Source organism: Saccharothrix violaceirubra (assembly GCF_014203755.1).
GTDB classification, from domain to species: Bacteria; Actinomycetota; Actinomycetes; order Mycobacteriales; family Pseudonocardiaceae; genus Actinosynnema; species Actinosynnema violaceirubrum.
The window spans coordinates 5,459,865-5,480,192 of sequence record NZ_JACHJS010000001.1; the positions used below are offsets into that span (position 1 = coordinate 5,459,865).

Here is a 20,328-nt window from a genome sequence, read left to right on the forward strand (position 1 = left end):
TCGCGTCGGTGCGCAACACGGTGTTCCGCAAGCTGATGGCGAACGAGTTCGGCCAGGTCAGGGCAGAGCTGATGGCCAGTGACCACGTACTGTCCGCGCTCGGGGGGCGTACTCCCGACCAGGCTCTGGACGAGGGCATCCCGGCCAAGGAGATCTGGGTCGCGGTGTGCGACGCGTTCGAGGTGCCCGAACACCGGCGCTGACGTCTCGAACACCTGTTCGGCTACACTGCCCGACACTACCGGGTGACCATCCCCGCGGCCGGCACGGTCACCGCCGAAAAATGTCGGACCCCACCCGTACCGTCGGCCCCGACATCGCACAGCGACCTTCAGACAACCGAGGTGGATTCCAGATGGCACCCCAGGCACCCGACCGCGACAAGGCCCTCGAACTCGCCCTGGCCCAGATCGACAAGCAGTTCGGCAAGGGCTCGGTCATGCGGCTCGGCGAGGAGGGCCGCGCGCCGATCGAGGTCATCCCGACCGGCGCGATCGCGCTCGACGTCGCGCTCGGCATCGGCGGGCTGCCCCGGGGCCGCGTGGTCGAGATCTACGGTCCGGAGTCCTCGGGTAAGACGACGGTGGCGCTGCACGCCGTGGCCAACGCGCAGCGCAACGGCGGCATCGCGGCGTTCATCGACGCCGAGCACGCCCTCGACCCGGAGTACGCGCGCAAGCTCGGCGTGGACACCGACGCGCTGCTGGTCTCCCAGCCCGACACCGGCGAGCAGGCGCTGGAGATCGCGGACATGCTGGTCCGCTCCGGCGCGCTCGACATCCTGGTGATCGACTCGGTGGCGGCACTGGTGCCCCGGGCCGAGATCGAGGGCGAGATGGGCGACAACCACGTCGGCCTCCAGGCCCGGTTGATGAGCCAGGCGCTGCGCAAGATCACGGGTGCGCTGAACTCGTCCGGCACCACGGCGATCTTCATCAACCAGCTGCGCGAGAAGATCGGCGTGATGTTCGGTTCGCCGGAGACCACGACGGGCGGCAAGGCGCTGAAGTTCTACGCGTCGGTGCGCCTGGACGTGCGCCGGATCGAGACCCTGAAGGACGGCGGCGAGCCGGTGGGCAACCGGACCCGGGTCAAGGTCGTGAAGAACAAGGTGGCCCCGCCGTTCAAGCAGGCCGAGTTCGACATCCTCTACGGCCAGGGCATCAGCCGCGAGGGCTCGCTGATCGACATGGGCGTGGACCAGGGCATCCTGCGCAAGTCCGGCGCCTGGTACACCTACGAGGGCGACCAGCTGGGACAGGGCAAGGAGAACGCCCGCAAGTTCCTGCGCGAGAACCCCGACGTGGGCAACGAGATCGAGAAGCGCATCAAGGAGAAGCTCGGCATCGGCGCGACCCTGGAGTCCGAGGAGACGGCCGCCGCTCCCGTGGACTTCTGATCCGCCGCCTTCGGGCGGGGTGAGGTTCGCACGGGCAGGCGGTCCGGTCGCGGCCGGGGTCGACCCCGGCCGGTTCGGACCGGCGGGCGATCCGGTCACGGCGGGTGCCCACCTGGCCGGTTCCGGCGAGCGGTCCGGACGATGTCGAGCCCGGTCGGCAGACAGTCGGACCGACACCGGTCCCGGCCGACGCCGACGGTTCGACCGAGGCCGGCAGGCGGAGCGATCCGGACGGACGCCGGCCACCCGCACCAGGCGGCCCCGCGACGCGGAACCGTTCGACAGCCAGTGGAACCGACGCCGATCCTGACCCGATGCCGACCGGCGGGCGGTTCGAACCAAGGCCGGTCTCGCCCGTGACCGACGGGCGGGCGGTTCGACCGGGTCCGGCAGGCCGATCCGGACGGACATCGACCGGCGGGCGGGTCGACCGAGCCGGTCTCGACCTGGTCCGACAGGCGAGGCGGCCTGACCGGCAAGGCGGTCCGGCAGGCTGCGATCCCGGCAGGCAAGGCGGTCCGGACGGGTGCCGGTGTCGACGGACCAGTGGGTGCTTCGTCCGGCGGCGGGGTCCGACAGGCAGTCGGGCCGGGCCTGTTCGGCAGGCCGGCGTGCTGCCACGTCGGAAAGAATCGGCCGGTGGACGGCCGACAGGGACATGTCCCGGCCAGGCCGGGACCGAGGTTCGTCCGGTGGGGAAATTGGTCGACGAGTTCGAGGACGACGGGAGCGACCACGGCAGGGACGACGATCCCTGGGCGGCGGTGGCGCCCGGCACGGCGGTGTCCGTACCCGACCCGACCGCACGGTCGGACAGTCGGGACGAGGACGACCCCTGGGCTTCCGCCGTACCCGGGGTCGGCTCATCCCCTCGTCGTGGCCCGGCCGCCGAGGGGGAGGGGTGGGCGCGGGCAGACCGGCGTGCCACTGGGAAGTCCACTTCGGACAGTCACGGTCGACGGGCCGCACCGGAGGCGGACGGCGAGGTCGACCCGGCCGCGGAGCGACGGCGGGCCACCGACATCTGCTACGCGTTGCTCACCGCACGGGCGCGTACCCGGGTCGAGCTGCGGGACGCCTTGGCGCGCAAGGGGATCGGCCCCGGCACGGCCGAGGACGTGCTCGGCCGGTTCGACCGGGCGGGGTTGATCGACGACGCGGCCTTCGCCGAGGTCTGGGTCCGGTCCCGGCACACGCATCACGGGCTCGGGCGCCGGGCGTTGGCGCGCGAGTTGCGGCAGAAGGGCGTCTCCGACGAGGTCGCGGCCGAGGCCGTCGCGGCGGTCGACGAGGACGCCGAGCGCGAACGGGCCCGGGAGTTGGTGCGCAAGAAGCTGCGCGCCATGTCCGCCCTGGACGACCGGACCAAGCTCCGCCGCCTGGTGGCCGCGTTGGCCCGCAAGGGCTACGCCGAGGGACTCGCCTACCGCGTGGTCCGCGACGAACTCCAGGACGTCGACGACGAGCCGTTCCCGGACTGATCCCGGGACAGGACCCGCTTTCGGTGGGGTCGGGGACGCACTCCGACGATCGGGCGTCTACCTGTCACCATCGGCGGGCACTCAGCCGAGCAACGCGTTTTCCCACTCGCGAGTGCGTTGGTCGATGTAGTCCGCGTCGGCCTGCCATGCCTCGCCGTGCCCCTCGTGCCACAACCGCGTCCACGGCTGCCGTCCCACCGCGGCTTGCGCGGCCAGGAACGTGGACATGGACCGGGTGCGGGCGGCGAGCAGCAGGACGAGTTCACGGCGTCGGGTCTCGTCCAAGCCGTAGGCGTCGACGAACACGCGCATGCGGCGACCGGCGTCCGCCCGATTCCACTCGGGATCGGCCGACAACGGGACAAAGCCGTGGAGGGCGTACGCGACGTCCCACAGGCGGGTGCCCGGCGCGGCCGTGTCCCAGTCGATGAACGCCCAGTGCGGATCGCCGACGACGAGGTTCCAGGGCGCGAGGTCGTGGTGGGCGATGATGTCGGCGCCGTCGGCGGGGATGAGGACCTGCCAGTGCGCGTCCGGCGGCGGGACGAAGTCGGCGACCGCGTCGTGGAAGTCGCGGACGATCCGGGCGACGCGCGCGAGGCGGTCGTCGGGGTCGAGCAGGCCGAAGTGTTCCGGCCAGGCCACGTCGCCGGGGACGAAGCTCAGCACTTCCCGGCCCTGGTCGTCGATGCCCAACGGCTTCGGCGCGGCGGTGAACCCGACCGCGTGCAGGTGGTCGAGAAGTGCGTGGACGGCCGGCGTCCAGGGGCCGCTGGGACGGCGGACGGTCCGCCCGACCCGGACCACCCCGGCGCTCATGTTCCCGCCGTGGAGTGGCACCTCGTCGTTTCCCATGCGGCCACCCTGGCAGGCGCCGGCGAAGTCCTGCCACCGCTTTCCTAGCCGACGCGGTGCCGCGTCCAGGTCGGGCTGTCGACGTAGTGGTTGTCGAACCGGTCCTGGGACGCGCCGATCTCGGCCGGGTCCGCCTGTCCCCGCTGCACGCGGTCGAGCAGGCGGTAGTAGTCGAACCGGCCGATGCCCGGCGTGAACACGAAGAGCACGTCCGCGTCCTTCCCCGAGGTCGCGCCGAACGCGTGGTGCACACCCGGCGGCACCAGGAGGAAGTCGCCTTCGGCCAGGGTCCGGACCTCCTGGTCGAGCAGGACGTCGAGGCTGCCGGACACGACGAAGAACAGCTCGGTGGCCTTCGTGTGGAAGTGCGGCGGCGCGCCGTTCGCCCCGGCGGCGAAGCGGGAGCGGTTGGCGGTCGCCGTCGCCGTGTCGGCCAGCAGGGTGACCGTCGCGGACGGGTCGGCGTCGAGGAGTTCGGCTTCCGGGGAGCGGACGATCAGCGGCTTTTCCATGACTCAAGCTTCGCCTGGAATCACCCTCCGAACAACGACGGAAACCATCGGCAACGATAACCCTGGAGTTATGGATATCCTGCGCTCATGGAGCGTCGGGACCTGGAGATCTTTCTGACCTTGGCCGAAGAACTGCACTTCGGACGCACCGCCCGACGCCTGCACGTGTCCCAGGCCCGGGTCAGCCAGACCGTCAAAGACCTGGAACGCCGGATCGGTGCGCCGTTGTTCGACCGCACCAGCCGCCGGGTCGAGTTGACGCCGCTGGGCCGACGGCTGCGCGACGACGTCGGCCCCGCGTTCCAGCGGATCACCGAGGGCGTCGACCGGGCCGTGAGAGCGGCCCGGGACACCTCGCTGTTGCGCATCGGCTTCCAGGCACCCGCCGTCGCCGACCTCGTCCCGCACGTGCTCGGCCGCTACCGCAGGCGCAACCCCGGCGCCGAGGTCCGGATGCGGGAGGCCGACTTCGCCGACCCGTTCGGGCTCCTGCGGCACGACGAGGTGGACGTGCTGGTCACGCTGTTCCCGGTCGACGAAGTCGACCTCGTCGCGGGTCCCGTCGTGTTCACCGAGCCTCTCGTGCTGGCCGTGGCCGGCACGCACCCGTTCACCCGACGACCCGAGGTCACGCTCGACGACCTCGCCCGGGACGTGGTGTTCCGGGCCGCGTTCCGGATGGACGCGACACCCGCCGGCCACCCGGTCGAGCACGGCCGGGACGTGACCACGTTCCAGGAACTGCTCGCGGCCGTGGCCGACGGCGAGGGCGTGTGCCCGCTGGGCGCCCACGCCGCCGAGTACTTCGCCCGGCCCGGCGTCGCGTTCCTCCCCGTCGTCGACGCGCCCGCGGTGGAGTGGGGGTTGGTGTGGCGGCGCGGCGGCGAGACGGCCGTCGTCCGGGAGATCGTGGGGGTGGCGGGCTAACCTCGTACGATGGTGCTGCTTCAGGACTTCGACGCCCCGGCGTGGGTGTGGACGGCCGTCGACATCGCGGTCGTGCTCGGGTTGGTCGTGTCGATCGTGCTCGGGGTCCGCGCGCTGCGGTCCGACCGGCGGAAGTGATCAGCGCAGCGCCGCGAACAGGCAGACCACCAGCAGCGGCAGCGCGGTCACGCCCACGACCAGGCCCAACGCGGCGAACGACCACGTCGCGACCACCACGCCCGCCGCGATGCCGCCCGCCGCGCCCGCCACGTTCATCAGCAGGTCGGACAGCCCCTGGGCGGCGGGCCGGTCGTCCGGCGACACCGACTCGGTGAGCAGGGCCGACCCCGACACCAGACCGGCGGACCAGCCGAACCCCAGGACCGTCAGGCCGATCGCGAGCTGCGGCGCGTCGTGCGATTCGGCCATGCCCGCGATCGCCGCCGCCGCGACGACCAGTGCGCTGCCGATCGCGAGCACGGGCACCCGGCCCACCCGGTCGGCCAGCCAGCCGAACACCGGGCTCGCGATGTACATGCCGGCCACGTGCAGGCTGATCACGATGCCCACCACGCTCAGCGACGAGCCCGCGTGGTTCATGTGCACGGGCGTCATCGACATCAGGCCGACCATCGCCGTGTGGCACAGGGCGATGGCCGACAGCGCGAGCCGGGCCTGCCCGCTCAGCGAACGCCACACCTGCCACGAGCCGCGCGTGTCGGCCACGCCACCGGCGCAGTGCGCGGGCGTGACCACGGCGGCACGCGAGCGGGCGATGGTCAACGGGTCGGGCCGCAGCAGGGCGAGCACGAACACCCCCGCGGCGGCGAACACGACGGCCGACAGCAGGAACGGTCCGGCGTTGACCGGCAGGTCGAGCGCCCGCGCGACCTTCCCGGCCGGCTCGGCCAGGTTGGGGCCCGCCACCGCGCCGACCGTGGCCATCCACACGACCAGCGCCATCGACCGGGCCCGCCGGCTCGGGTCGGCCAGGTCGGCCGCCGCGTAGCGGGTGGACAGGTTGGCGGCACCGGCCGCACCGAACAGCAGCAGCGCGGCCACCACCACCTGCCACGACTCCGTGATCACGCCGATCGCGGCGCACACGGCGCCCAGCGCGCCGATGCCGTACCCGGCGATCAGCGCCGGACGTCTGCCGCTGCGGGCCGCGAGCCGGGCGGCGGGCAGCGCGAACAACGCCGAGCCGAGCACCGCGCTGGTCTGGGCGACGCCGCCGACCGTGTCCGAACCGGACAGCGAGGCCGCCGCGAGGGCGCTCACCGTGAGGCCGATGGTCACCCCGGCCGAGCCGAGCACCTGCGTGCCCGCGAGCACCCGCAACACCTTGCGCTGCACCACGTCGACGGTCGTCATGTCCGAGAGCTTGCCCGATGTCACGTGCCGGGCTGAACAGTGCGTTCGAAGTAGTCGGCCATGCCGTCGGCGGTCAGGTCGTCGCCACCGCTGCTCTTGGTGACGATGCCGAACACCGGCAGGCCCGCGCTGGTGAACACGAGCAGGCCGACGCCGTCGCCGGCCGCCGACCGGTACCGGCCGGCCAGCCCGTTGCCCGCCCAGTCCGCCTGGACGATGTCGGACTTGAGCGAGCGCACCACCGCGTCCGCGCCCTGTTCGGCGCCGGTTACCGTGTCCGTGAGGACGTACTGCACGGTGTAGTCGTCACGCAGCGAGCAGCTGATCACGGTGCCCTTGATCGCGTCCAGGCCGGCACCCTCGACCGCACCCGGCTTACAGGTCGCGGTGTCGGGCACGGCGCCGGCGAGTTGGCGCAGGCAGTGGGTGAAGCCCTGGGCGTCCTTCGCCAGGTCGGTCTTGCACTCCTGGGCGTCGGGGATGCCCTGACCGGCGAACGCGTAGATGCCGCCGACCACGGCGAGCACCACGGCCACGGCGGCACCGAGCGCGATCCACGCCTTGCGCGGGCTCTTGCCGCGCGGCTTGGTCTGCCGGTCGCCGACGCTGGGGAAGTTGAACACCTGCTGGTCGATGCCGTACGCGCCACTGGTGTTCGGGTTGACCGGGTACGGACCGCTCATCGCGGGGTTGACCGGGTGCGCGCCGCTCACGGCCGGGTTGACCGGGTAGGGACCGCTCGCCGCCGGGTTGGCCGGGTGGGGCAGGCCGGCGGCGGGGGTCGTCGGGTGCGGGCCGCCCACGGCGGGGCCGACCGGGCGCGGACCGCCGACCACGGGCGTGACCGACGTGGTCACGACCGTGGCGGGCTCCGCCGAGGCGGGCTTCGGCGGGCGGGGGCCGATGCCGTCCTTGGGCACGTGGTGCGCGCCGAGCGCGACGGCGGTCTCGGGCTGGTCCCGGCTCGTCGGCACGACCCGCAGGTGCCCGGCGATCATGGACGCGACCAGGGGGATCCGGCTCGAACCGCCGACCAGGTAGATGCCCGCCAAATGCTCGGGCGCGATGCCCGTCGACCGGATCGTCGCGGCCAGCAGCTCGACGCTGCGCAGCAGGCTCGGCTTGATCAGCGCTTCCAGGTCCGAGCGGCTGACCAGCACGTCCTCGAACGGTTCCGGCATCGGCACCTCGGTGTGCGGGTGCCGGGACAGCGACTCCTTGGCCGCGCGCACGTCCTCCTGCAACGCGCGTCGGGCACGGCGGTCGGCGGTCGAGTCCGGGCGCAGCAGCCGCTGCCACGCGGCCGGGTCGCGGTGGGAGACCTGGCGGCCGACGTGTTCCAGCAACGCCTGGTCGACGTCGAGGCCACCCAGGTCGGGCAGGCCGTCGTCGGCCAGCACCGCGAAGCCGTTCTGCGTCGCGCCGACGATCGCCACGTCCAGCGTGCCCGCGCCGAGGTCGTAGACCGCGAGCGCCTGCCCGACCGCCAGCGAGGCGTAGTGCGACGCCGCCGCCACGGGTTCGGGCACGAGCACCAGTTCGCCGGTCAGACCCGCGAGCCTGGCCGCCGAGAGCAGGACGTTGCGCCGGGTCGCGCCCCACTCGGCGGGGTGGGTGAGGCGGATCTCGTCGAGGGCGGCGGCACCGAGCTGGCGGGTCGTCTCGTCCAGCACGCGGCGCAGCACGGCGGCCAGCGCGTCGGTGACGGGGACGACGTTGTCGCCGAGCAGCAGGGCGCCTTCGTCCACGCGGCGCTTGGGGTTGGGCTCGAACCGCGACGGGTCGAGGCGGGCGCGGCGTTCGGCGTCGCGGCCGACGACGAGCGTGCCGTCCTCCTCGCAGTAGACCGCCGACGGCATGGTCGCCGAACCGTCCACTTCGACCACCCGGGGCGGCCGACCGTGCGCGGCGAGGACCGCGACGGTGTTGGAGGTGCCCAGGTCGATGGACAGCACGCGCATGGGTGCAGATGCTGCCACAGGCACGATCTCGCTGGTCACGGTTCGACGGAGGTCACTTTCGGGTGACAAGCCGGGCACCTGGCCGCACGGGCCCCGAAACTGTCGGACCCCAAGTCCACGATGGTCCGCGTGAACGTACTCGACGCATTCTCGCCCGCCACCCGGCAGTGGTTCGCCGGTGCCTTCGCCGCGCCGACGGCGGCGCAGGCCGGTGCGTGGGAGGCCGCCGCCCGGGGCGAGCACGCCCTGGTGGTCGCGCCGACGGGATCGGGCAAGACGCTGGCCGCGTTCCTGTGGGCGCTGGACCGGTTGGCGTCCGCGGAGCCACCCGCCGACCGGGAGCGGCGGTGCCGCGTGCTGTACGTCTCGCCGTTGAAGGCGTTGGCGGTGGACGTGGAGCGCAACCTGCGCGCACCGCTGGCGGGCATCCGGCAGGCCGCGCACCGGTTGTCGCTGCCGGAGCCGTCGATCCGGGTCGGCATGCGCACCGGGGACACGCCGGCCGACGAGCGGCGGGCGTTCACCCGGACACCACCGGACGTGCTGGTGACCACGCCCGAGTCGTTGTTCCTGGTGCTGACGTCGCGGGCGCGGGAGTCGTTGCGGGGTGTGGAGACGGTGATCGTCGACGAGGTGCACGCGGTGGCGGGCGGCAAGCGCGGCGCCCACCTGGCGCTGTCGTTGGAGCGGCTCGACGCGCTGCTGGAGCGGCCCGCGCAGCGGATCGGCCTGTCCGCGACGGTGCGCCCGGTCGAGGAGGTGGCCGCGTTCCTGGCCGGCGGCCGGCCGGTCACCCTGGTGCAGCCGGCCCTGGCCAAGACGATCGAGGTGCGCGTCGAGGTGCCGGTGGAGGACATGTCGGTGCTGGGCGAGCCGACCGGCGAGGTCTCGGGTTCGGCCGCGGGCGCGGAACGCCGCGCGTCGATCTGGCCGGCGGTCGAGCAGCGCGTGCTGGACCTGGTGCGCGCCCACCGGTCGACGATCGTGTTCGCGAACTCCCGGCGGTTGGCCGAACGCCTGACCGCCCGCCTGAACGAACTCGCCGTCGAGTCGGAAAACCCTTCGGGCACGACGGACTTCGACCGGACGGTGGTTTCCGACCGGTCGCCGACGGTCGAGCCGGGGCCGGGCGGGCGGCGGACCTCCCGGTCGTCCACCGAGCGGTTCCCGGCCGAGGCCGTGGGGCAGTCGGGGGTCACGACGCAGTCGGGTGCGGTCATCGCGCGGGCGCACCACGGTTCGATGTCGCGCGAGCAGCGGACCGTGGTGGAGGAGGAGCTGAAGTCCGGGCGGCTGCCGTGCGTGGTGGCCACGTCGTCGCTCGAACTCGGCATCGACATGGGCGCGGTCGACCTCGTGGTGCAGGTGGAGGCACCGCCGACGGTCGCGTCCGGGCTGCAACGGGTCGGCCGGGCCGGGCACCAGGTCGGCGCGGTGTCGCGCGGGGTGGTGTTCCCCAAGTTCCGGGGCGACCTGGTGTCCTGCGCGGTGGTCGCGGAGCGGATGCGGGACGGCGCCATCGAGGCCGTGCGGTACCCGCGCAACCCGCTGGACGTGCTCGCGCAGCAGATCGTCGCGATGGTGGCGCTCGAACCGTGGACCGTCGACGCGCTCGCCGGGCTCGTGCGGCGGGCCGCGCCGTTCGCCGCGCTGCCGGAGTCGGCGTTGCGGGCCGTACTGGACATGCTGTCCGGCCGGTACCCCAGCGACGAGTTCGGCGAACTGCGACCGCGGATCACGTGGGACCGGGTCACCGGCGAACTGGCCGGGCGGCCGGGTGCGCAGCGGCTGGCCGTCACCTCGGGCGGCACGATCCCCGACCGGGGGCTGTTCACCGTGACCACGCCGCCGTCCGAGAACGGTCCGGGATCGCGGGTCGGCGAACTGGACGAGGAGATGGTGTACGAGTCGCGGGTCGGCGACACGTTCCTGCTCGGCACCTCGTCGTGGCGGGTCGAGGACATCACGCACGACCGCGTGATCGTCGTACCGGCGCCCGGACAGCCCGCGCGGATGCCGTTCTGGAAGGGCGATTCGCCGGGCCGCCCGCTGGAACTCGGGCGGGCGCTGGGGAAGTTCCTGCGCGAGGTGTCCGCGGCCGACGCGCGGGAGGCCGCGCGGCGCACGGCGGCGGCCGGGCTGGACGCGTGGGCGACCTCGAACCTGGTGACGTACCTGACCGAACAGCGCGAGGCGACCCGGCACGTGCCCAGTGACCGGACGGTGCTGGTCGAGCGGTTCCGGGACGAGCTGGGCGACTGGCGGCTGGTGGTGCACTCGCCGTTCGGCGCGCAGGTGAACGCGCCGTGGGCGTTGGCGATCGCGGCGCGGTTGCGGGAGCGGCGCGGCGTCGAGGTGCAGGCGGCGCACTCCGACGACGGGATCGTGGTGCGGCTGCCGGACGCGGTGGACCAGGAGGGCGTGCCGGTCGTCGTCGGCGCGGCGGACGTGCTGCTCGAACCCGAGGAGGTCGAGCAGGTCGTCGTGGCCGAGGTGGGCGGGTCGGCGCTGTTCGCGGCCCGGTTCCGGGAGTGCGCGGCCCGGTCGCTGCTGCTGCCCCGCCGTGATCCGAGACGTCGGACCCCGTTGTGGCAGCAGCGACAGCGCTCCGCGCAACTGCTGTCCGTGGCGGCGAAGTACGAGAGCTTCCCGGTGGTCCTGGAGGCGATGCGCGAATGCCTTCAGGACGTGTACGACGTGCCCGGCCTGCGGGAACTGATGGCCGAGGTACGGGCGAGACGGGTGCGCGTGGTGGAGGTGGAGACCTCGTCGCCGTCGCCGTTCGCACGCAGCCTGCTGTTCGGCTACGTCGGGATGTTCCTGTACGACGCGGACGCGCCACTGGCCGAGCGGCGGGCGGCGGCCCTGTCGCTGGACTCGGCGCTGCTGGCCGAACTGCTGGGCACGGAGGCGATCCGCGAGCTGCTCGACCCCGAGGTGGTCGAGGAGGTCGAGCGGGCGTTGCAGCGGCTCGCGCCGGACCGGCACGTGCGGGATGTCGAGGGCACGGCGGATCTCCTGCGGTTCCTGGGCGACCTGTCGCCCGCCGAGGCGGCCGAGCGGGGCGTCCGTCCGGAGTGGATCGACGAACTGGTGGCGCGGCGGCGGGTGATCCGGGTGCGGATCGCGGGGCAGGACCGGGTGCTCGGCATCGAGGACGCGGGGCGGGTGCGGGACGCGCTCGGCGCGGCGTTGCCGGTCGGCGTGCCGGAGGCGTTCACCGAGCCGGTGGCCGATCCGCTCGGCGACCTGTTGTCGCGCTACGCCCGGACGCACGGACCGTTCCCGGCCGCGCAGGCGGCCGAGCGGTTCGGGCTCGGGGTCGCGGTGGTGACCGGTGTGCTGGACCGCATGGCGGGCACGGGCCGGCTGGTGCGCGGCGAACTGCGGCCGGGCGGCACGCACACCGAGTACTGCGATGCCGAGGTGCTGCGCCGGTTGCGGCGCGCGTCGCTGGCCCGGCTGCGGTCCGAGGTCGAACCGGTGGAACCGGCGGCCCTGGGCCGGTTCCTGCCCGGTTGGCACGGCATCGGGCGACGGACGAGATCGGGGCCGACGGTCGACGACGTGTACTCGGTCGTCGAGCAGTTGGCGGGCGCGCCGCTGCCGGCGAGCGCCGTGGAATCACTGGTGCTGCCCGCCCGGCTGCCCGGCTACAGCCCGGCGTTGCTGGACGAACTGACCGCGTCGGGCGAGGTGACGTGGACGGGCTGCGGTGCGCTCGCGGGCGGCGACGGGTGGATCGCACTGGCGCCGACGGACGTGGCGGACCTGCTGCTGCCCGACCTGGTGCCCGAGGCCGTGCCGGAGTCGTCGCTGCACACGGCCGTGGTGGAGGCGTTGGCGGGCGGCGCGTTGTTCTTCCGCCAGGTGGTCGACCGCGTGTCGCTGCACGGCCCGACGACGGACGCCGAGGTGGTCGGCGCGCTGTGGGACCTGGTGTGGGCGGGCGTGGTCACCAACGACACGCTGGGCCCGCTGCGGGCCGTGGTGGCGGGTGGCGGCACAGCGCACAAACCAAGACGTTCGGCGCCACGCGGCCGTTATGCCCGCATGCGCGCCGCGCGACCCGACATGCCCAGTCGCACCGGCCCACCCACGGCGGCGGGTCGCTGGTCGTTGGCCGTGGTCCCGTCCACCGACCCGACCCGCCGGGCGCACGCGCGGGCCGAGGCTTTCCTGGAACGCCACGGGGTCCTGACCCGGGGCGCGCTGGACACCGAACGCGTGACTGGCGGCTTCAGCGGCGTGTACCGCGTGCTGCGGATGATGGAGGAGTCGGGCCAGGTGATCCGCGGCTACGTCGTGGAGGGCCTGGGTGCCGCCCAGTTCGCGGCGAGGGGTGCCGTCGACCGCCTCCGCGCCCTGTCGAGACCGGCGGCGTCCACGACACCCGACCCGGACGCCGCCACCGCGGTGGTCCTGGCGGCGGCGGACCCCGCCCAGCCGTACGGCGCCGCCCTGCCCTGGCCCGCCCAGATCGGCGAGTCCAAACACCGGCCCGCACGCAAGTCCGGTGCGCTGACCGTCCTGGTCGACGGCGTGGCGACGCTGTACGTCGAGCGCGGCGGCAGGTCGCTGCTCTCGTTCACCGAGGAGGAGGAGCCACTCCGCGCGGCAGCCCACGCTTTGGGCCGCGCCGTCCACGACGGCTGGTTGGGCAGCCTGTCCGTGCAGAAGGCGGACGGCGAACACGCCCTGTCCTCAAACCTGTCCACGATCCTCCAGGAGGCCGGCTTCCGAGCCACCCCCAAGGGCCTGCGCCTGCGCTCCTGACCACAACGCCACCAGGAAGGAACTCGCACCCGACCACGACGACACGGGCTGCGGGCTGCGGGCTGCGGGCTGCGGGCTGCGGGCAGACAACCCACTCGGGCTGCCCTCGCCCACGAGCCTCCCATCCTGGTGTTCACCCAGCCGACCCACGAACCCAGCCGCCAAGCGGGACAAACTGACTGCCACCGCCGAAGAACGGCGGCACGCTTCGGGACCCCGCCGAACGGTCCGTTTCAGCGCCCGGCTCCATGGACCTGCCCGGCATCCGCTCGCCGCTCCACTTCGCCGACCCAGCCCACCGGCCCACTTCGCCGATCCGGGCTCGCCGGTCTGGCCCGCCGGTCCAGCCGGCTGGTCTGGTTCACCAGTCTCGCCGGTCCACCGATCCGGTCTGCCGGTTCGGTTCGGCAGAGCGGACCGGTGGTCCGGCCAGCGGTGTGGTTCGGCGGACCAGACCGGCGACCCGGTTCGGGGATCCGCCGCGGCGACCCGACTCAGCACCCCCGCTTCGACAATCCGGTTCAACGGAGCGGTTCGGCAGTCCGGTTCAGCGGTCCGGTTCCGTGCTCGGTTCCAGGCCCCCGGTTCGGGGGTCTGGCGGGACCAGTTCCGCCGACCAGTTCAGCGGCCCGACTCGACAGTCCGGCCCAGTGAGCCGTCTCGACGCACGGCCTGGCGATGCGGCACGACGAGTCGCCACCGCAGTCCGGCTCGGAGGTTCGGCAGCGCAGCGGTTCGACAGCGCAGCGCAGCAGTTCGGTACGGCGGCGTGGTCCGGCGGTCCGGTGCGGTGGAGCGGTTCGACCAAACGGGCCAGCGGTCCGGTTCGAGGCGGAGCCGGCGGTGCGGTTCGAGATGAGGCCCGCGGTTCGATGATCGGGTCAGGGGTCCGGCGTGGTGGGCTGTCCATGTGAGGCCCGGCCGACCGCCTGCCGGGCCTCGGCGCGGACGTCCGGCCACTACCACGATGTCGCACCACCCCGTCGTCACGTGTCGGGGTCGACCACCTTCAGCCCACCCGAATCCTGGCTAATCCGGACAAAACCGGTGCGCCCGAACGACGCGTGGCGTGCATCGGTTTGAGGACACGTTGCGCAGGTAACGTCTGCCCTCATGGCGGAACTGGTGCTCGGCCCCGTGCTGCGGCACGTCGACTCGACTTCGGCCACGGTCTGGGTCGAGACCGACGCGGCGTGCGAGGTGGCCGTCCTCGGCGGTCGCGCGAGAACGTTCCAGGTCGGCGACCAGCACTTCGCGCTCGTCGTCGTCGACGACCTCACCCCGGGCTCGTCGACGCCCTACCAGGTCCACCTCGACGGCGACCTGGCCTGGCCGCGCCCCGACGACCCGTTCCCGCCCTGCCGCATCCGCACCTCCACCGCGACCCGCATCGTGTTCGGCTCGTGTCGCGCGGCCAAGGCGGTGCCCGGCGCGTTGACCGCCGACAAGCTCGGCCCGGACGCGCTCGACGCCTACGCCGTGCGGATGAAGGACCAGTCCGAGGACACCTGGCCGCATGCCCTCGTGCTGCTCGGCGACCAGGTCTACGCCGACGAACCGACGCCGCGGATCAAAGCCTGGCTGTCCGAACGCCGTGCCGGTGCCGAGCCGCAGGGCGAGGTGGTGTCCTTCCGCGAGTACGCCGAGCTGTACCACGAGACGTGGTCCGACCCGGAGATCCGCTGGCTGATGTCGACCGTCCCCACGTCGATGATCTTCGACGACCACGACGTCCGCGACGACTGGAACACCTCGCGCCCCTGGCGCGAGCAGATGGCCCGCAAACCGTGGTGGCACCGCCGCATCCGGGCCGGGCTCGCCTCCTACTGGGTCTACCAGCACCTGGGCAACCTCGGTCCGGCCGAACTGGAGCAGGACGACCTGTACGCGAAGGTCCGGTCCGCCGGGCACGACGTCGCCGACCTCCTGGAGGACTTCGCCGAACAGGCCGACCGCGAGGCGGACGGCCGCAAGTCGACCCGCTGGAGCTACCGGCGCGACTTCGGTCGCACCCGACTGCTGGTGATCGACACCCGCAGCGGGCGCATCCTCGACGGCCCCGAGCGGCTCATGGTCGGCGACGAGGAGTTCGACTGGATCGAGCGCAACGCCGAAGGCGACTTCGACCACCTGCTGATCGGCTCGTCGCTGCCCTGGCTCATGCCGCACGGCCTGAGCCACTTGCAGTCGCTCAACGAGCGCATGGCCGGCCTGCCCGGACTGCGGGGCCGCCTCGGCGAAGCGGTCCGCCAGGCCGCCGACCTGGAGCACTGGCCGGCGTTCCGGGCGTCCTTCGAGCGACTGGCCCGGCTGATCCACCGCATCGGCACGGGCGAGCACGCGCCGGGCACGGTGGCGGTGCTGTCCGGCGACGTCCACCACAGCTACGCGGCCGTCGCGCGCTACGCCGAGCCGACCGCTTCGAAGGTCGTGCAACTGGTCTGCTCGCCCGTGCACAACGAGCCGCCCCGGATCTTCCGCCCGGCGTTCCGGCTGTCCTGGTCGAAACCGATCGCCCGCCTGCTGCGCCGCCGGGCCGACCGCCAGGGCATCTCCCCGGACCCGGTGTCGTGGACGAAGCTGAGCGGGCCGCACTTCGGGAACTCGATCGCGTTCCTCGACGTGGCCGGCCGCTCGCTGCGCTTCACCCTGGAGACCGCCCGCCCGGACGAAGGACTGGTCAAGGTCGCCGAACTCGACCTGTAGGCGCCTACTTGGTGGCCAGCCGCAGCAGCGCCCACAGTTGCGCGATGGCGTCGTGGTCGCCGGAGATCTTCACCTCACGACCCGAGGCCCGCCCCCACAGCCAGCGGTAGACGGCGGTCGGCGAGCCGGTCACGGCGCCGGCCGCGGGCGTCCCGTCGGCGGGCCACGACGACGCCGGTCCCGGACCGGTGCGGGTGAGCCAGGTCCGGCCGCCCGCGGTGATCGACACCACGACCTCGGTGGTGCCGCGCACGGTCAGCACGTCGAGCCGGTGGCCCAGCCACAGCGTGAGCACCTCGTCGACGCCGTCGAGCGCCACGTCGTCGGCGACCGGGTCGAGCGGACGTCCGGCCGCGCCCTGCACGTCCATGCGGTGCACGGTCGTCTCGTGCGCGAGACGTCGGGCCCAGAACAGGTGGTCTCCCCTGGCCGGCCACCAGGTCGGGCACGGGTCGTCCGGTCGGTGCGCGGCCAGCCGGTCGACCAGCGGGCCGGCGCCCGCGCGCACGTAGTCCGCCAACGACTGCCCCGGCTCGGGGTCCTGCTGCCACGCCAACGGCTGGTACCCGTCGCGCAGCCACGCCGTCACCAGCCGGTAGGTGCTGCCCACGTGCCGCGCGGTCTCGCCCAGGGTCAGGCCGGGACACGCGGGCACCTGCCGTTCCGGGCGCTGCCCGTCGACCGCCGCGGCCAGCGCACCGGCCTCGGCGGCGAGCACGTCCAGCAGTCGCGCGTACCCGATCTCCCCGCTCACGTCCCGCCCTCGTAGACGACCTCGCCGGTCGGCACGGCGACCCGCCCGGGGACTCCGCCCCCGGGAACGGCCTCGCAGGTCGACACCGCGAACCCCGCACCGACACCGCCCTCGTGGACGATCCCACCGACCAGCACCGCGAACTGCCCGACCTGCCGGACCAGGTCGTCGGCCTCCCGGTCCGCCACGTGCCCGGTCACGCCCGCCAGGACCAGCTCGCGGGTCGCCGAGCACGCGTCGAAGAACGCCGCCCACTCGGTGAACTCGGGCGCCAACCGGGGCAGCAGCACCCACACGCTGGTCGGCTTCGCCCGCCCCCGGTGCGGCCGGCCCCGGGCCGCGAGCACGGCCGCCGCCGCCCGCAGCGCGCCGAGGTAGGCGGCGGCGAACCGGGACGCGGGCGCGGTCTCGCGGTCGGCTTCGCGCAGGCAACGCCGGGCCTGGTCGAGCAGCGCGACCGCCGACGAGGGCGGCAGGGGGACTCGGTGGAAGTCGGTCGCGGCTGACATGGCGGCCTCCTCGCGGGCGTCGGGACCTCGACGACCGCCGCGGGGAGACGGCGGCTCCTGGTGCGGAGCGCTTCCCCCGCTCCGCACCAGGGCATAGCTCGAACGTATGTTCGAACGAAAGCAGCATAACCTGTGAGCCCGGAACTCCTCAACCCGCCCCCGCGTGGTCTCATGAACAAGTGAGCGCACTTCAGCCCGACATGCGGCACCCCGGGATCGAACGAGTGGCGGACGCGCTGGCCGAGGCCGGGCACCACGACTCCGCCGAGGGCATCCGGGTCCTGGCCGACGCCGTCCGCACCGCCGCCGAGGCCGCCGCGGCACTCGGGATCGAACCGGGCGCGATCGCCAACAGCCTGCTGTTCCGGGCCGAGTACGCCGGGCAGGCACGTCCGCTGCTGGTCCTGACCTCCGGCGCGCACCGCGCGGACGTCGACCTGCTGATCGCGCTGACCGGCGCGGACGCGATCAAGCGCGGCACGCCCGAGTTCGTGCGCGAACACACCGGGCAGGTGATCGGCGGCGTGTCGCCGGTCGGCCACCCGGCGCCGATCGACACGCTCGTCGACGTCGACCTGGAGGGGTACGCGGCGGTGTGGGCGGCGGCGGGCCACCCGCACGCGGTCTACCCGACGACGTTCGCCGGCCTGGTCGAGCTGACCGGCGGCACACCCGCGCGGGTCGCCCGGTGACCGCCGCGCCATCGCAACGGCTGGTCGAACTGTCGCCGTCGGACCTCAACGCCCGGCTCGGCGAGGCGTTGGCGCTGTACGTGAGCGCGATGGCCTACCCGCCGGGCACGGCGGAACAGCGCGCGCCCATGTGGATGGCGCACATGCTGCGCGACGGCTGGCGGTGCGTCGGCGCGTTCGACGAGGAGGACGCCCTGGTCGGCATCGGCTACGGGTACCGGGGTTCGGTCGGGCAGTGGTGGCACGAGCAGGTGCGGCACGGCCTGACCGCCGTCGCCGGGCCGGTCGCCGTCGAGCGGTGGATGCACGACTACTTCGAACTGACGGAGCTGCACGTGCTGCCGCGCGCCCAGGGTCGGGGCACCGGCGAGCGGCTGCTGCGCACGCTGTTGGACGGCGTGGCCACCGACAAGGTCCTGCTGTCCACGCCGGAAGGCCCCAGCAAGGCGTGGCGCCTGTACCGGCGCGTGGGTTTCGTGGACGTGTTGCGCAACTACCAGTTCACCGGCGACCCCAGGCCGTTCGCGGTACTCGGCCGGGGCCTGCCGATGGAACCCGCGGCCTGAGCACCGGGCCCGCACGCCCGACGGCGTGCGGGCCCGCCCGGGTCAGAGTTCGCCGAGCCGTTCGCGCAACGTGTCCAGCCCCATCGCACCCATCTCCAGGGCGTCGCGGTGGAAGCGCTTGAGGTCGAACGCGTCGCCGTGCCGGGCGCGGGCGTCGTCGCGGGCGGCCAGCCAGAGGCGTTCGCCGAGCTTGTACGACGGCGCCTGACCGGGCCAGCCCAGGTAGCGGTCGATCTCGTCGTACACGTGCGAGGGCTCGGTGATCGTGCGGGTCAGCATGAACTCCAGGCCCAGTTCCGGGGTCCAGCGCTCGCCCTCGTGGAAGCCCGTGCCGCGCGGGATCTCCAGTTCCAGGTGCATGCCGATGTCCACGATCACGCGCGCGGCGCGGAACAGGTGGGCATCGAGCATGCCGAGCAGGTCGCCGTCGTCCTCCAGGTAGCCGAGTTCGCGCATCAGCCGCTCGGCGTAGAGCGCCCAGCCCTCGCCGTGGCCGGACACCCAGCACAGCAGGCGCTGGAAGTCGTTGAGCTTGTCCGCCTGGTACACCGCCGTCGCGACCTGGAGGTGGTGGCCCGGCACGCCCTCGTGGTAGACGGTCGTGACCTCGCGCCACGTGGAGAACTCCTCCTTGTCCGCGGGCACGGACCACCACATGCGGCCGGGACGGGAGAAGTCCGGGTTGGGTCCCGAGTAGTACGCGCCGACGCCGCCGCCGGGCGGTGCGATGCGGCACTCCAGGCGCATCAGCTCGTCGGGGAGTTCGAAGTGGACGTCGCGCAGGTCCCGCAAAGCCTTGTCGGACAGGCGTTGCATCCACGACTGGAGCCCGTCCTTGCCCCGCACGAGGTAGCGGGCGTCGGTGTCGAGGGCGGCGGCGGCCTCGGCGAGCGTGGCACCCGGCTTGATCCGCCCGGCCACCCGCTTCATCTCGGTCTCGACGCGGGTGAACTCCGCCCAGCCCCACTCGTAGGCCTCGGCCAGGTCGAGGCGGGAACCGATGAAGTACCGCGACCACAGGCGGTAGACGTCCGCGCCGACCGCGTCCTTGGCCGGTGCCTTGGCCGCGAGGTCGGCGCGCAGGAAGTCGGCCAGTCCGCCGAACGCCGCCGACGCGTCCGTGGCGCGCGCGTCGAGGTCGGCCCGCAGCGCGCCGTCCTCCGGTGCGGCGGCGACCAGGCCCGCGAAGTAGGACTGCCCGGACCGGCCCGCCCACGTGTCGCACTGGTCGGCGATCTTCGTCACCTGGCGCAGCGCCGCCACCTTGCCCCGCGCGGCGGCCTCGGTCAGGCCCGAGCGCAGGCTCGCCACGGCCGCGGGCACGGCCGCGAGCCGGCGGGAGATCGCCGCCCAGTCGTCGGCGGTGGCGGTCGGCATGTGGTCGAACACCTCGCGCAGCATCTGCACGGGGCTGGCGATGACGTTGAGCGCGCCGAGCTGCTCGTCGGCGTCGTGCAGGTCCACGTCGACGCCGACGCGTTCGAGGAACACGGCCTTGGCGTCGGCCTCGGACTTGTCGGCGGGTTCGGCGGCGGACACCGCCGCGAGCGCGCGTCGGGCCAGCTCGGCACGGGCGTCGACGGCGTCCGCGGAGAAGTCGGTCAGCCGTTCGTCGTGACCGGGCACACCCATCATGGTCGCGGTCACGGGGTCGGCCGCCGCGTAGTCGGACACGAACTGGTTGGAGATGCCGTGGACACCGGCGGTCGGAGATGCCATGAGCCGCACGTTACCGGCGGGTGTGGAACGCCCACAGGTGTTTAGCCTGCCTCACTACATCCTTCGACGGGTCAACTTTTGACCCGGCCGGCAGGAT

16 protein-coding genes are annotated in these 20,328 nt (G+C 73.2%); 9 read left to right on the forward strand and 7 right to left on the reverse strand.

Going from position 1 to position 20,328, the window contains the following annotated elements; all coding sequences use genetic code 11:
• Positions 1–8 precede the first annotated feature (8 nt).
• The 3 genes from F4559_RS24900 (at position 9) to F4559_RS36830 (ending at position 2,880) form a co-directional block, all read left to right on the forward strand.
• Positions 9–203: a DUF3046 domain-containing protein gene (locus tag F4559_RS24900; RefSeq protein ID WP_184672580.1), complete on the forward strand. Its 195-nt coding sequence runs from the start codon at positions 9–11 to the stop codon at positions 201–203.
• A 152-nt stretch (positions 204–355) separates the two neighbouring features.
• A complete protein-coding gene (recA, locus tag F4559_RS24905; protein WP_184672582.1) occupies positions 356–1,399 on the forward strand; it encodes a recombinase RecA in 1,044 nt (347 codons plus the stop codon).
• A gap of 692 nt (positions 1,400–2,091) precedes the next feature.
• Complete coding sequence (locus F4559_RS36830; protein ID WP_376774659.1) at positions 2,092–2,880, forward strand: regulatory protein RecX; 789 nt, start codon at positions 2,092–2,094, stop codon at positions 2,878–2,880.
• Between the two features lie 81 nt (positions 2,881–2,961).
• On the opposite strand, the gene F4559_RS24915 is transcribed toward F4559_RS36830, so the two are convergent.
• Together F4559_RS24915 and F4559_RS24920 are read right to left on the reverse strand one after the other, a co-directional pair.
• Positions 2,962–3,735, reverse strand: a complete 774-nt coding sequence (locus tag F4559_RS24915; protein ID WP_184672584.1) for a phosphotransferase — start codon at positions 3,733–3,735, stop codon at positions 2,962–2,964.
• A 44-nt stretch (positions 3,736–3,779) separates the two neighbouring features.
• Entirely contained in the window at positions 3,780–4,247 is a 468-nt protein-coding gene (locus F4559_RS24920) for a cupin domain-containing protein (RefSeq protein ID WP_184672586.1), read from the reverse strand.
• Between the two features lie 87 nt (positions 4,248–4,334).
• Between F4559_RS24920 and F4559_RS24925 the strand changes: the two genes are divergently transcribed.
• Positions 4,335–5,174, forward strand: a complete 840-nt coding sequence (locus tag F4559_RS24925; RefSeq protein ID WP_184672589.1) for a LysR family transcriptional regulator — start codon at positions 4,335–4,337, stop codon at positions 5,172–5,174.
• Positions 5,175–5,183: 9 nt separating this feature from the next.
• A complete protein-coding gene (locus tag F4559_RS36110; RefSeq protein ID WP_281386356.1) occupies positions 5,184–5,312 on the forward strand; it encodes a hypothetical protein in 129 nt (42 codons plus the stop codon).
• Here F4559_RS36110 and F4559_RS24930 read toward each other — a convergent pair whose 3' ends face one another.
• Both F4559_RS24930 and F4559_RS24935 read right to left on the reverse strand, forming a co-directional pair.
• Positions 5,313–6,548 (reverse strand): MFS transporter, encoded by a 1,236-nt coding sequence (locus F4559_RS24930; protein WP_184672591.1) that lies wholly within the window; start codon positions 6,546–6,548, stop codon positions 5,313–5,315.
• A 20-nt stretch (positions 6,549–6,568) separates the two neighbouring features.
• Entirely contained in the window at positions 6,569–8,509 is a 1,941-nt protein-coding gene (locus F4559_RS24935) for an Hsp70 family protein (protein ID WP_184672593.1), read from the reverse strand.
• Positions 8,510–8,629: 120 nt separating this feature from the next.
• Between F4559_RS24935 and F4559_RS24940 the strand changes: the two genes are divergently transcribed.
• Positions 8,630–13,285, forward strand: a complete 4,656-nt coding sequence (locus F4559_RS24940) for an ATP-dependent helicase (protein WP_184672596.1) — start codon at positions 8,630–8,632, stop codon at positions 13,283–13,285.
• A 1,113-nt stretch (positions 13,286–14,398) separates the two neighbouring features.
• Positions 14,399–15,991, forward strand: a complete 1,593-nt coding sequence (locus F4559_RS24945; protein WP_184672598.1) for an alkaline phosphatase D family protein — start codon at positions 14,399–14,401, stop codon at positions 15,989–15,991.
• 4 nt (positions 15,992–15,995) lie between these two features.
• Here the strand turns inward: F4559_RS24945 and F4559_RS24950 are convergent, their stop codons facing one another.
• A complete protein-coding gene (locus F4559_RS24950; RefSeq protein ID WP_184672600.1) occupies positions 15,996–16,745 on the reverse strand; it encodes a maleylpyruvate isomerase N-terminal domain-containing protein in 750 nt (249 codons plus the stop codon).
• The gene (locus tag F4559_RS24955; protein ID WP_184672602.1) at positions 16,742–17,254 is read right to left on the reverse strand and encodes an SAV_6107 family HEPN domain-containing protein; all 513 of its coding nucleotides are present in this window, start codon (positions 17,252–17,254) and stop codon (positions 16,742–16,744) included. The genes F4559_RS24950 and F4559_RS24955 overlap by 4 nt, the downstream gene beginning before the upstream one ends.
• Positions 17,255–17,454: 200 nt before the next feature.
• Here F4559_RS24955 and F4559_RS24960 point away from each other — a divergent pair, with 200 nt between their 5' ends.
• Both F4559_RS24960 and F4559_RS24965 read left to right on the forward strand, forming a co-directional pair.
• Positions 17,455–17,946: a YbaK/EbsC family protein gene (locus tag F4559_RS24960; protein WP_184676180.1), complete on the forward strand. Its 492-nt coding sequence runs from the start codon at positions 17,455–17,457 to the stop codon at positions 17,944–17,946.
• Entirely contained in the window at positions 17,943–18,512 is a 570-nt protein-coding gene (locus F4559_RS24965; RefSeq protein WP_184672604.1) for a GNAT family N-acetyltransferase, read from the forward strand. The genes F4559_RS24960 and F4559_RS24965 overlap by 4 nt, the downstream gene beginning before the upstream one ends.
• Before the next feature lie 42 nt (positions 18,513–18,554).
• Here the strand turns inward: F4559_RS24965 and F4559_RS24970 are convergent, their stop codons facing one another.
• Positions 18,555–20,231 carry a DUF885 domain-containing protein gene (locus F4559_RS24970; protein WP_184672606.1) on the reverse strand — a complete coding sequence of 559 codons (1,677 nt, stop codon included), beginning with the start codon at positions 20,229–20,231 and terminating at the stop codon, positions 18,555–18,557.
• Between the last annotated feature and the right edge of the window lie 97 nt (positions 20,232–20,328).

Bases quoted from the DNA above. Each gene is read 5' to 3' on its own strand.
- recA (WP_184672582.1), top strand. From the start codon at position 356: ATGGCACCCCAGGCACCCGACCGCGACAAGGCCCTCGAACTCGCCCTG.
- F4559_RS24915 (WP_184672584.1), bottom strand. From the start codon at position 3,735: ATGGGAAACGACGAGGTGCCACTCCACGGCGGGAACATGAGCGCCGGG.
- F4559_RS24920 (WP_184672586.1), bottom strand. From the start codon at position 4,247: ATGGAAAAGCCGCTGATCGTCCGCTCCCCGGAAGCCGAACTCCTCGAC.
- F4559_RS24925 (WP_184672589.1), top strand. From the start codon at position 4,335: ATGGAGCGTCGGGACCTGGAGATCTTTCTGACCTTGGCCGAAGAACTG.
- F4559_RS36110 (WP_281386356.1), top strand. From the start codon at position 5,184: ATGGTGCTGCTTCAGGACTTCGACGCCCCGGCGTGGGTGTGGACGGCC.
- F4559_RS24930 (WP_184672591.1), bottom strand. From the start codon at position 6,548: ATGACGACCGTCGACGTGGTGCAGCGCAAGGTGTTGCGGGTGCTCGCG.
- F4559_RS24935 (WP_184672593.1), bottom strand. From the start codon at position 8,509: ATGCGCGTGCTGTCCATCGACCTGGGCACCTCCAACACCGTCGCGGTC.
- F4559_RS24940 (WP_184672596.1), top strand. From the start codon at position 8,630: ATGGTCCGCGTGAACGTACTCGACGCATTCTCGCCCGCCACCCGGCAG.
- F4559_RS24945 (WP_184672598.1), top strand. From the start codon at position 14,399: ATGGCGGAACTGGTGCTCGGCCCCGTGCTGCGGCACGTCGACTCGACT.
- F4559_RS24955 (WP_184672602.1), bottom strand. From the start codon at position 17,254: ATGTCAGCCGCGACCGACTTCCACCGAGTCCCCCTGCCGCCCTCGTCG.
- F4559_RS24960 (WP_184676180.1), top strand. From the start codon at position 17,455: ATGCGGCACCCCGGGATCGAACGAGTGGCGGACGCGCTGGCCGAGGCC.
- F4559_RS24970 (WP_184672606.1), bottom strand. From the start codon at position 20,231: ATGGCATCTCCGACCGCCGGTGTCCACGGCATCTCCAACCAGTTCGTG.